At 68.4% G+C, this 11714-nt stretch carries 12 protein-coding genes; 11 read left to right on the plus strand and 1 reads right to left on the minus strand.

Features of this window, described 5'->3' with window-relative positions; all coding sequences use genetic code 11:
- The first annotated feature begins 291 nt into the window (after positions 1-291).
- The 5 genes from N4G66_RS38430 to N4G66_RS38450 all read left to right on the plus strand — a co-directional run bounded on the left by N4G66_RS38430 (position 292) and on the right by N4G66_RS38450 (position 4526).
- Complete coding sequence (locus tag N4G66_RS38430) at positions 292-609, plus strand: type VII secretion target (protein ID WP_261708935.1); 318 nt, start codon at positions 292-294, stop codon at positions 607-609.
- Between the two features lie 74 nt (positions 610-683).
- The gene (locus tag N4G66_RS38435) at positions 684-1964 is read left to right on the plus strand and encodes a protein bicaudal D homolog (RefSeq protein ID WP_261708936.1); all 1281 of its coding nucleotides are present in this window, start codon (positions 684-686) and stop codon (positions 1962-1964) included.
- A gap of 122 nt (positions 1965-2086) precedes the next feature.
- Positions 2087-2701: a hypothetical protein gene (locus N4G66_RS38440; protein WP_261708937.1), complete on the plus strand. Its 615-nt coding sequence runs from the start codon at positions 2087-2089 to the stop codon at positions 2699-2701.
- Between the two features lie 15 nt (positions 2702-2716).
- Positions 2717-3412: a hypothetical protein gene (locus N4G66_RS38445; RefSeq protein WP_261708938.1), complete on the plus strand. Its 696-nt coding sequence runs from the start codon at positions 2717-2719 to the stop codon at positions 3410-3412.
- 7 nt (positions 3413-3419) lie between these two features.
- A complete protein-coding gene (locus N4G66_RS38450) occupies positions 3420-4526 on the plus strand; it encodes a hypothetical protein (protein WP_261708939.1) in 1107 nt (368 codons plus the stop codon).
- 7 nt (positions 4527-4533) lie between these two features.
- Here N4G66_RS38450 and N4G66_RS38455 read toward each other — a convergent pair whose 3' ends face one another.
- Positions 4534-5625 carry a sigma-70 family RNA polymerase sigma factor gene (locus tag N4G66_RS38455; protein ID WP_261708940.1) on the minus strand — a complete coding sequence of 364 codons (1092 nt, stop codon included), beginning with the start codon at positions 5623-5625 and terminating at the stop codon, positions 4534-4536.
- 201 nt (positions 5626-5826) lie between these two features.
- On the opposite strand from N4G66_RS38455, the gene N4G66_RS38460 reads away from it, so the two are divergent.
- From N4G66_RS38460 to N4G66_RS38485, 6 genes are all read left to right on the plus strand, one after another.
- A complete protein-coding gene (locus N4G66_RS38460; protein ID WP_261708941.1) occupies positions 5827-6222 on the plus strand; it encodes an SgcJ/EcaC family oxidoreductase in 396 nt (131 codons plus the stop codon).
- 293 nt (positions 6223-6515) lie between these two features.
- Positions 6516-7898: a nitrate/nitrite transporter gene (locus N4G66_RS38465; protein ID WP_261708942.1), complete on the plus strand. Its 1383-nt coding sequence runs from the start codon at positions 6516-6518 to the stop codon at positions 7896-7898.
- A 123-nt stretch (positions 7899-8021) separates the two neighbouring features.
- The gene (locus N4G66_RS38470; RefSeq protein ID WP_261708972.1) at positions 8022-9173 is read left to right on the plus strand and encodes a uroporphyrinogen-III synthase; all 1152 of its coding nucleotides are present in this window, start codon (positions 8022-8024) and stop codon (positions 9171-9173) included.
- A 363-nt stretch (positions 9174-9536) separates the two neighbouring features.
- Positions 9537-10124 carry a CGNR zinc finger domain-containing protein gene (locus N4G66_RS38475; RefSeq protein ID WP_261708943.1) on the plus strand — a complete coding sequence of 196 codons (588 nt, stop codon included), beginning with the start codon at positions 9537-9539 and terminating at the stop codon, positions 10122-10124.
- 225 nt (positions 10125-10349) lie between these two features.
- On the plus strand, positions 10350-10880 hold the full coding sequence (locus N4G66_RS38480) for a sigma-70 family RNA polymerase sigma factor (RefSeq protein ID WP_037619265.1): 531 nt from the start codon (positions 10350-10352) through the stop codon (positions 10878-10880).
- Positions 10881-10918: 38 nt separating this feature from the next.
- Entirely contained in the window at positions 10919-11701 is a 783-nt protein-coding gene (locus tag N4G66_RS38485) for an anti-sigma factor family protein (protein WP_261708944.1), read from the plus strand.
- Positions 11702-11714: the final 13 nt, after the last annotated feature.

An 11714-nucleotide genomic window follows, 5' to 3' on the forward strand; every position in this document is an offset into this window, starting at 1 on the left:
TGACGGTTCGTACAAGCTGCGGGCGACGATCACCTGGAAGATCCACTGGACGGGTACCGGCGTAACGGCCGCACAGAACCTGCCGGACGGCACCTTCGGGGCGGACCAGGACGTCGTCGTGCAAGAGATTCAATCGGTGAACCGGTAAGGCCAGTTGACTGCGGAGGTGAGGGCAGACCGGTGATGACGGGCCGCCCTTCCAGGCCGCCAATCCATGCACCCCGCTGATCGGTCCCACCGATCGGAAGATAATCTTCCGTCTCTGCGGGTGTGCGATCGAGGAGTGGGGACGTGGCAGAGCGCCTGGCCGTTGACGGCGATGAGCTCGAGCACTTCATGAAGATGCTCAACAAGTCGGCCGATTCCCTGAAGGGCCTACGCAAGGCATTGAGCGACGCGAACGTCACCGGCCTCGGTACTGATGACCTGGACTCCGCGTGCGAGTACTTCCAGGATGACTGGAAGTACGGGGCTGAGGAGATCGGTCAACAGACCGAGGACTTGGCCAAGATCGTGGGCCAGAGCAAGGACAGTTACCGGGAGGTGGACAAGGCGCTGGAGGAAGCGCTGAAGAAGTCCAGGAGTACGAGGGGAAAGAGTTCGAAGTGACATACGCCCCGGGGATCGAGGCCACACCGTCCTCCGACTCCGCCGCCCGGCGTAACGGCGACCTCCCCCAGGGTATGAAGTCCACGCCGTACGACCCCGCCATTCCTAACCCGGACTACCCCCATCTGGGATTCAATCCGGTGCCGGGCAGCACGGAGGTCGTACGGGCTCTGCACAAGAAACTTGCCACCTGCGCCAAGGTTCTCGAAGAGACTCATGGCCTCGTCACGAAGCTGATGGAGGGTAGCTACTGGAAGGGTGACGCGGCCGTCGCCTTCCGGGAACAACTTGACGGCGGTCCACTGCCGTTGAATTTGAAGAACGCGGCACACTCGGTCGGTAAGGCTGCCAGGCAGCTTGACCGCTGGGAAGGCGAGCTGAGTGAATTCCAGAGACGCGCCAAGCGTCTGGAGGAAGACGCCAAAGACGCACAGGCAGCGGTGGATTCGGCTCAAGGCCGCGCGAGCAAGGCGGGCGACGATCCCGACCTGGAGAAGACGGGCTCCCGACACGACTCCGCGCAGAAGGAACTGACCCATGCGAACAGTGCCATTGACGACGCCAAGGACGAACTGGAGAAGATCCGAGGCAAGGCGCGGAAGCTCGCGGAGGAGCACGAGCACAAGGCTCGCCTCCGGGCCGGCAAGATCCGCGACGCCACGAAGAAACTCGCGCCCCACGAGCCGGGATTCTTCGACGAGGCACTGGACTGGATCACAGACAACCTGCCGGACATCCTCAGCTGGACGGCAGCCGCGCTCGGGATCATCGCGCTGTTCGTGGTCACGGGTGGTACGGCAGCGGCGGTGCTGTTGATGGTCGCGGCCACGTTGAGTGCGGGAGCGGTTGCCACACGTTTGACGGATCCCGTGGTCTGGGAGTCCTTGAAAGACGGCTTCACCAAAGGCGAGCTCGACGCTGACTTCTGGAGCAACCTGATCGGTGTAACGGCTGATGGGCTCGGAGCTCTGCCGGGAATCGGGGCCGTTGGCAAAGGCGGCTTTGCGGCGTGGCACGCGGCCGGAGAAGCAGGTGAAGTCCTCACCCTCGGACAGAAACTGGCTACGTTCGGAGGCAAGACGATGGAGGCCGCTCGTGAACTCGCCGACCTGAAGAACCCGTTCACGGAATGGGCGGTCACCAAGGCTCCTCGCTTGACAAAGGCTGTAGAGGTAGCCGAGGAAGCGGCACCGTGGGCCGGCCTCGCAACCGCTAGTTACGGGCTTTCTGCGAGCTTGGCGGACTCTTTGGACAACGATACGGTGGCAAACGTCGGTACAGCGATTGACGGCACATTCCTGGGGCCGATTGATGGCGCTGAAACCGTGGATCTGATCCGGCGTTTCTTCCAGTGATGGCCGTAGCTGTAACCCCAGCTTGTTCTATTCGGATGAGGAAGCGCTCAGTGCACATGAAGCCTGTCGAGTACCCCACTGCTTGGGATCACCCGCCCACGCGGAAGGCATGGAAGAAGCACATGCTGATGAATTCGATCGGGCAGGCTGGCTGGGCGGCGGCATTTCCCGTATTCCTTTACGTGATGGTGGTGTTCACGTCTCAGGCATACGTACTCGTTCTCACACCCTTCCTTCTCTATTCGCTTTATCGGGCTGTCACTCAAGTCGGCTATTTTTCCTGGGCTGTGCGTATGCGCTGCATTTTGCAGCAATACCCCTGGCAGATCCTCAAAGGGGTTCCTCGCGGCCTCGCCAAGCATCCCGAGGCAACGGACGAGGCGGCATGGTTTGAATTCCGTGATCCCGATCATTTTGAGCGGAAGGTGCCGCTGGTTTTCATTCGGCATCAGCGTGCGCACTGGTGGCTGAAGCGCATAGGCAATGTCAAGACCAAGCCTGCGCTGAAGGCCGAGATCGAGCCCCTGTGGTTCGCGGGCGACCCCAGGTTCCTGGGGGTTGTCGCGGCGTCCAGCGCCAGAGCCGATGAACCGAAACGCCTCCACGTCCTCTATCAACGACCGGTGTTCGACAGCCGCCGCGTGCTTGATGTCTCGGGGGCTGAGAGTGCCGACGTAGATCGGGCACGCCGTGCTGGGGCCAGGTATCTGGACGGCACCCGCCAGTCTTCCGCGTAGAGGAGTGTGACCGTCATGGCCATTCCTGTACCGCGGTTCACGGTTCACTCCAGTGCCCGCGAGCCAGGCGACGGCGTCTGGTTTGCCACTCCGGCGGGTTTCCTGGACCTGCGTCTCGACGCGTTCGCCGCACCTCCGGATTCGCCCTTGGCGAGGAGTACCGCCGAGGCATTGGCATCTGTCCTCAGCACGACTCCCGACCCTGCTCTCCAAGAGGCATTCGTCGGCCAGTTGGCCACCGCCCAGCAGATGCTTCGAGCGCTCCGTTCGGAGGGCGCTTCCCACTGTTCACTGGGGCTGCACCGGGACGACACCGGCGGGCCAGGGAAGATGCCGCTCCTGTCGCTCCTCACCGTCACGTGGGTGGACACGGTGTGGGCCCCACGCGGGATCACCGTAGGCCGTGCCGTGGCTGCGGTCGATGGGCACATCAATATCGAGTACGCCGAACTTCCGTGTGGTCCGGCCACGTTCAGCGAGATGCTGCGCACCCCTGCCCAGGAATCGGGCCTACCGCGGAATCCTCTGCTTCAGGTCCATGCGCATCTTGCTCACCCGGACGGCAGGACCCTGGTGCTCCTCACGCTGAGTACGACGGCTGTGGCGCATCACGAGCACTATCGCGCGATTCTCCGCCAGATTGCGGAGATGGCCAGTTTCGACGACCCATTTGCGCCCGCTGTCCCTGAAGCGGCTGACAAGAGGAGTTGATGACAGCGTGAGTAAACGGCAGATCCGGCAGATGTTCCGGTTGATGGCCGGGGGGCAGGCGGTGCAGCTCACGAGCCCCATGGCCTCGGTGAAGAAGCTGGCCCGACTCGCCTTCATCGCCCAGCAGTTCGGCTACGAGTACGCGGACGTACGGCAGGGCAGCGGCCGCAACAACGCGCTCACGATGCTCATCGTGCCCGACCCCGGCCCGCAGGCTCAGGCGCGTGCCGCGCAGAACTGGGCGCAGTATCCGAAGGCCGGCGACGGGGTGTCGTTGCCGCCCGTCGTCCCTGACGCGCTGGAACTCCTCAAGGCCCGTATCAACTTCGACCTCACCGGCAAGAACGCCGAGAAGCGGATGGTGTACGCGGCTGTCGGTCTCACCGTCGGGTGCGCCGCCCTCGGGGTACGGGCGGGCGGGGGCTCCGGCGCCTTCACGGTGGCCGGAATCCTGTGGGCCGTCCTGATGGTCGTCCTCGGTATCGGACTCGTCGTCACACGCAAGCGGAACGCCAAGTTCGCGGCGTTGCTGCGGGCGGCGGGGTTCGCGCCTGTGACGGAGGAGGGCGGGCGGGTGCGGTATCTGCCGCCGACGGCAGGGTACGGCGGACAGTCGGCCGGTCCCTACGGCCCCTACGCCCCGTACGCCGGCCAGGCGGCTCCGTATGCCGCCCAGATGCCGGCCCCGTACTCCGGTCAGGTTCCCCAGGCCCAGGCCCAGCCCCCGTACGCCGTGCAGGCTCCGCAAGCCCCGTACGCCGGTCAGGTTCCCCAGGCCCAGGTCCCGTACTCCGGCCAGGCCCCAGCCCCGTACCCCGGTCAGGCGCCGCAAGCCCAGTACGCCGGGCAGCCCCCGTACGCCGGCCCGGTTCAAGCCCCGGCCCAGGGGCACGCCCAGCCCCGGCCCCACGCCTCGGGGCAGACTCCCGCCCAGCCCCAGCCCCAACCCCCGGGTCCCTACGGCTCCCCGGTGCCCGGTCCTTACAGCCAGTGGCCCCCTGCCACTGCCGACCCGGGCGGCCCCGGAAATCCGTACGCCGACCAGCCCGGTCCCGTGCCGCAACCCCCTTGTCCCGACCCGAACACGAGTGGCCCCCAGACTCCGCAGCAGTAAGGCGCGGCTACCTCTCCCAGACTTCCGGCAGCCCGAATGCCGCGAAAACCGTGGGGAGTTGGAAGACCACCGTGTGGCTCACCGCGCCGTGGTCCGCTGTGAAGACCTGCAGGGTGTGGAGGCGGTGCTTGTCGTCGCCCGGGGCGCGGACGTATGCCGCCAGTGCGGGCTGTCCGTTCGCCGAGGTGGACCGCAGGCGCCAGTCCGTGCCGCGCATCGCGAAGACGCGGGCGATGAAGGCGACGTAGGCGTCGGGGCCGACGTACCAGTTGAGGACCGGGGGCATCTCCAGGACGACGTCCTCGGTGAGCAGGATGCGCAGGGCGTCGAGGTCGGCGTCCTCGAAGGCGCGCAGATAGCGGTCGATCACCGCGCGCTGCTCATGGTCCGGCGGTTCCGTCACCTCGTCCTCCGTCAGGCTGGCCTCGCCGAGCCGTGCGCGGGCCCGTTGCAGCGCGCTGTTCACGGAGGCGGTCGACGTGCCGAGGGCTTCGGCCACCTCGGTCGCCGGCCAGGCCAGCACGTCGCGCAGGATGAGGACCGCCCGCTGGCGCGGGGGCAGCAGCTGCATCGCGGCGATCAGCGCGAGGCGCAGGCTGCCCCGGGCGACGACCACGCCCGCGGGATCTCCGGCCGTGGCCCCGGCACCGAGGGCGAGCCCGGCCGTGCCCCGGTCCGGGAACGGTTCCAGCCACGGCACCTCCGCCCCCAGTGTCATCGGCGCCCCCGGATCCTCCAGCGCGCCGACCAGGCCCGACGGCAGGGGTCTGCGGGCGCGGCCGCGCAGCGCGGTCAGACACGTGTTGGTGGCGATGCGGTACAGCCAGGTGCGCAGGGACGCGCGGGCGGCGTCGTAGCGGTCGTACGCGATCCAGGCCCGCAGCATCGTCTCCTGCACCAGGTCCTCGGCCTCGTGCACCGAACCGAGCATCCGGTAGCAGTGGGTCAGCAGTTCGCGACGGTAGGGGGCAGTCCGCTCCTCGAAACCGTCACGGCCGTCGTCATCACGGCCGTCCTCATCACGACTTTCGTCGTCACGGCCGTCGCCGTCGCCGTCACCGCCGTCGTCGTCTCGGTCGTCGCCGTCACGCGTCTCCATGGTCTGCTCCTCGGCTTCTCCGCGGCACGGGGCGCCGGCGGTTCGGTTCCTCGGGCCTCAGCCCTTCGAGTCCCGTCACTCACCGGTACCTACTTCCGGGCCCGTCCGAAATCATCGTCCCGGCACCGATGAGTTCCGGCGTCGGCGGAGGTACGTACAGACGCCGAACCGATCTGAACCAATCCGAGGAGAAGGATCACCATGAACTCCACCGACGCCGACCGGGACATCCGCACCGTCCTCGAACGTCTCTACTCCGCCTGGGCGGACTACGACGCCGACGCCTTCGCCGAGCTCTACACCGAGGACGCGACCGTCGTGATGCCGGGCGTCTTCAACGACGGGCGGGAGGAGATCCGTGCCTACATGGCGGCCGCGTTCGACGGACCGCTGAAGGGTTCCCGGCCGCTCGACGAGCCCCGGCGGATCCGCTTCCCGCTCCCCGGCACCGCCGTCGTCATCAGCGAGGCCGGGATTCTCCTGGCCGGTGAGGACGAGGTGCCCGCCGACCGGCTCCGCCGTGCGACCTGGGTGCTCGTCCGCGATCCCGCCGCCGGGACCTGGGCCATCACCTCGTACCACAACGCCGCCGTCTGACGGTCGCGCCGCCCGGTCCCGGCCCGGACGCCCCGGCCGTCTGACGGACGCGCTGTCCGGCGCCTTCCCGGACCCCCTCCTTGCCCGGTCCCTCCCGGTGCCGCCCGCCCCGCCCCGTCCCGCCCGGCGCCGCCCGTCGCTCCCGGTCCCGCCCCGTCCTCACCGCCGGGTCCGGGACCGGGTGAGAGCAACGTTCCCTTCCGGTCACTCATAGCCACAGGGCCGGAAACGCGTCCTTCCTACCTTCGGGAAACAGCAGCCCAGTAAGCCCGGAGAACCAACGGAGGCGCGAGATGACTGCCCCAGCCACGAGTACGGCCCCTGCGCGGGGCGGTCGCTGGATCGAGGAGTGGGATCCGGAGGACGAGGCCTTCTGGGCGGAGAAGGGGGAGAAGGTCGCCCGGCGGAACCTGCTCTTCTCCGTGCTGTCCGAGCACATCGGGTTCTCCGTCTGGACCCTGTGGTCCGTGATGGTCCTGTTCATGGGACCGGAGTACGGGCTCACCCCGGCCGACAAGTTCCTGCTCACCTCGATGGTGACGCTGGTCGGCGCGGTCGTGCGGGTGCCCTACACCTTCGCCGTCGCGCTCTTCGGCGGCCGGAACTGGACCATCGTGTCCGCGAGTCTGCTGCTCGTGCCGACCGTCGCCGCGTTCGTGGTGATGGAGCCGGGCACCTCGTTCGGCACGTTCCTCGTGGTGGGTCTGCTGGCCGGCATCGGCGGCGGCAACTTCGCCTCCAGCATGACCAACATCAACGCCTTCTTCCCGCTGCGGAAGAAGGGCTGGGCGCTCGGCCTCAACGCGGGCGGCGGCAACATCGGTGTCCCCGTCATCCAGCTGGTCGCGCTCGCCATCATCGGGGCGAGCGGCGGACCGCGGGTGCTCCTCGGGATCTACATCCCGCTCGTCGTGGTGGCCGCCGTCCTCTCCGCGCTCTTCATGGACAACATCGCCTCCGTGAAGAACGACACCGGGGCCGCCCTGGACGCCGCGAAGGACGCGCACACCTGGATCATGGCGCTCCTGTACATCGGGACCTTCGGGTCGTTCATCGGCTACGCCTTCGCCTTCGGGCAGGTGCTTCAGGTCGAGTTCGGGCGTACGCCGCTCCAGGCCGCCTACCTCACCTTCATCGGCCCGCTGCTCGGTTCGCTGATCCGGCCCGTCGGCGGATGGCTCGCCGACCGCTACGGCGGCGCCAGGATCACCCTGTGGAACTTCGTGGGCATGGCCGCCGCGACCGGGATCCTCGTGTACGCCAGCAGCGAGAAGTCCCTGCCGCTGTTCGTCGGTGTCTTCGTGGTGCTCTTCGTGCTGAGCGGGCTCGGCAACGGGTCGACGTACAAGATGATCCCCGGAATCTTCCAGAAGAAGGCCGTGGACAAGGGGCTCGAAGGGGAAGAGGCCGCGCGGTACGGGCGCCGGCTCTCCGGTGCCGCCATGGGGCTCATCGGCGCGGTGGGCGCGCTCGGCGGTGTCGGCATCAACCTCGCCTTCCGGCAGTCGTTCCTCGACTCGGGCTCCGGCACCGGCGCCTTCGTCACGTTCCTCGTCTTCTACGCGGTCGCCTTCGGGGTCACCTGGGCCGTATACCTTCGCCGCCCGGCCGCCTCCGAGACCCGGGCGAGTGTCACCGCAGAGGCGAAGTCCCAGCTCAGCTACGCCGAGGTGTGACGTAACACGCCCGACATCGCCTTGATCCGAGCCTGTCACGGTCCGTTGACAGGCTCGGATCAGCCGCGGACGTACGACAGCACAGACCCCGTACGACGACTCGACGAGCGCGAGACGAGAGCCATGTACGACGAACAGCAGCGACCCGACCACGGGCCTCTCTCCGGGTTCACCGTGGGGGTGACCGCCGCGCGCCGGGCCGACGAGCTCGGCGCGCTGCTCCAGCGGCGCGGGGCCACCGTCGTGCACGCGCCGGCCCTGCGGATCGTGCCGCTCGCCGACGACAGTGAACTGCTCATCGCCACGAAGGAGTTGGTCGACAACGCGCCGGACGTGGTGGTGGCCACCACCGCCATCGGATTCCGCGGTTGGGTCGAGGCCGCCGACGGATGGGGCCTCGGCGAGGAACTGCTGGCCCGGCTGCGGGGCGTGGAACTGCTCGCCCGCGGGCCCAAGGTCAAGGGCGCCATCCGGGCCCAGGGGCTGACCGAGGAGTGGTCGCCGTCCTCCGAGTCGATGGCCGAGGTGCTCGACCGGCTGCTCGAAGAAGGCGTCGACGGCCGCCGTATCGCCGTACAGCTGCACGGCGAACCGCTGCCCGGGTTCGTGGAGTCGCTGCGGGTCGCCGGCGCCGAGGTCGTCCCGGTGCCCGTGTACCGGTGGATGCCGCCGGAGGACATCGGGCCGGTCGACCGGCTGCTCGACGCGGCCCTCACCCGGGGCCTGGACGCGCTCACCTTCACCAGCGCGCCCGCCGCCGCCTCCCTGCTGTCCAGGGCCGAGGACCGGGGTCTGCAGCCCGAACTCCTCGCCGCACTGCACCACGACGTCCTGCCCGCCTGCGTCGGCCCGGTCACCGCGCTGCCGTTGCAGGCGCACGGCATCGACACCGTCCAGCCCGAACGTTTCCGGCTCGGCCCCCTCGTACAACTGCTCTGCAAGGAACTGCCTGGCCGGGCACGGGCATTGCCCATCGCCGGGCACCGGGTGGAGATCCGGGGGCACGCGGTCCTGGTGGACGGGTCGCTGCGGCCCGTCCCGCCCGCCGGGATGTCACTGCTGCGGGCCCTCGCACGGCGGCCCGGCTGGGTGGTGGCGCGGGCCGAACTGCTGCGCGCGCTGCCGGGCTCCGGTCGCGACGAGCACGCCGTGGAGACCGCGATGGCCCGGTTGCGTACGGCACTTGGCGAGCCCAAGCTGATCCAGACGGTCGTCAAGCGGGGCTACCGGCTCGCGCTCGACCCGGCCGCGGACTCCAAGTACGCCGACGTCTGAGACTGCCGGGACCGGCACAGGTGCGGGCACAAGTACCGGCACAGGTGCGGGCGAAGGTGCCGGCGCAGGACACGGGCGAAGCAGGGCCGCCGCAGCGAGCGTCAGCGGCAGGGCCCGTACGGCGTTCCGGATCGCCCGAGCGCCCTCGATCCGCCCGGATGCCCTCGAACGCGACCGTACGGCGGCCGGATCGGTGATGGCGCGGCCGTCCCCCACGCTGTCCGCCGCGATGCCGACAGCACCGCCCTGAACCCCCGGCCGGTACGCATCCGGTACGGGGCCGGTGCTGAGTCTTCCGGCGGGGCGCCGGGGCATGCACTGTAGGGGTACGACGGCAGGTGACCCCAAGGCGGTGACAGGCGCATGGCATCGGGCATGGCCACAGCCTCGTACGAGCTGCGGTTCGACTCCGGGCGGATCTGCCTGGACCTGACGGCGACCACCCATCCCGAGGAACGACTCGACTCGGCCGACCGGTTGCGCGGCTGGGTCGTCGCGTCCGGGCTGGTGCCCGCGGGAACCCCGCTGACCGGGGTGGACGCCACTTGGCTGCTCGGCTTCCAGGAACTGCGCGGACATATCGCCCAGTTGGTGCGCGGCGAGCTGGACGGGCGGCCCGCGGACAGCGCGCTCGCCCGCGTGAACGCCGTCGCCCTCGCCGCGCCGCCCGCCCCCTGGGCCGTCCGCGCCGACGACGGCTCGCTGCGCCGCGGGCTGCATACCCCGCCCAACTGTGCCGAACTGGTCTCCGTGGTGGCCCGGGACGTCCTCGATCTGCTCACCGATCCGCCGGCCCGGGCGAGTCTGAGACAGTGTGAGGGTGACAACTGCCCGATCGTCTATCTCGACACCTCGCGGGGCCGGCGCCGCCGGTGGTGTTCCAGCGAAGTGTGCGGCAATCGGGAGCGAGTTGCCCGGCATCGGCGGCGGGCGGCTCTGGCGCGCGCCTGATCACACCTGTACGTGATCTTCCAGTAACCCGAGGTGATCGATACGCATTCTTTTCGGTGTCTACACATCTTCAACAGAAAAAACCCTGAACACTTTGAACACCCGCGTACCTACACACGTACCCGGTGATGAGCGACCGACTGGGGGAACCCCCGGACACCGGAGGTAGGCGTGCGCAAGGATTCAGCCGTGGCTGATGAACACAGGCCAAGGGCCCGACATCGCATGTCTCAGCAGTCTTCGTCGACCGAACCCGACGAGGAGCTGATGCGTGCGCTGTACCGGGAGCATGCGGGGCCGTTGCTGGCCTATGTGCTGCGCCTGGTCGCCGGAGACCGGCAGCGCGCCGAGGACGTTGTGCAGGAAACACTCATCCGTGCCTGGAAGAACGCCGGCCAGCTCAATCGAGCGACCGGTTCGGTACGCCCCTGGCTGGTGACGGTCGCCCGACGCATCGTCATCGACGGCCACCGCAGTCGGCAGGCCCGGCCGCAGGAGGTCGACCCCTCGCCGCTGGAGGTCATCCCCGCGGAGGACGAGATCGACAAGGCGTTGTGGCTGATGACACTGTCGGACGCGCTGGACGACCTGACCCCTGCTCACAGGGAAGTACTGGTCGAAACATACTTCAAAGGGCGTACCGTCAATGAGGCGGCCGAAACGCTCGGCATTCCCAGCGGCACTGTGCGCTCACGGGTCTTCTACGCCCTGCGGTCGATGAAGCTTGCGCTGGAGGAGCGGGGGGTGACGGCATGAACACGTACGGGGGTTACGGAACGGGTGGTCCGGGAGCCATGCAAGGTCCACGAGGACAGCAGGGGTCCGGGGACATTCACGAGACTGTCGGCGCCTACGCCCTCGGCATTCTCGACGACGCGGAGGCGACGGCCTTCGAGGAGCATCTCGCCTCCTGCGAGTGGTGCGGCCAGCAGCTCGACGAGCTCGCCGGGATGGAGCCGATGCTCGCCGCCCTCGCGGACCTGCCCGCCGCGCAGGGCAGTCCGGCCATCGCGGAGTCCCTCTCGGCCCGCCCGAGCCCACGGCTCGCGGAGCGGCTGGTCGACGAGGTCTCGGCACGGCGCACCCAGAAGCGCCGGCGCGGCATGTACCTGGTGGCGGCAGCGGCCGCGCTGATCATCGGCGGTCCGTTGACCGTCATGGCGGTCAACGGCGGCAGCGACACCGGCACGAACATGCCGCAGGCGCACGCGACCAGTCCGGCCAAGGCCGCCTTCGACGTCATGAAGGACAAGACGGAGGCGACGGACCCGAAGACCAAGGTCAACGCCGTCGTCGCCATCGAGCCGAAGGACTGGGGCACGCACGCCGTCCTCCAGCTCAAGAACGTCAAGGGCCCGCTGAAGTGCTCCCTGATCGCTGTCGGCAAGAACGGTGAGCGTGAGACGGTGACCTCCTGGGCAGTCCCGGACCGCGGTTACGGCCTGCCCAACACGAACAACGCGGAGGCCAAGCAGCCGCTGTACGTGCACGGCGGCGCGGCCTTCACACCGAACCAGATCGATCACTTCGAGGTCATGACCTTCGAGGGGAAGCGGCTGGTCGAGGTGAACGCGTGAGCGAACTCCGGGC

The organism is Streptomyces rhizosphaerihabitans, from assembly GCF_025399795.1.
In the GTDB taxonomy this organism is placed as follows: domain Bacteria; phylum Actinomycetota; class Actinomycetes; order Streptomycetales; family Streptomycetaceae; genus Streptomyces; species Streptomyces rhizosphaerihabitans.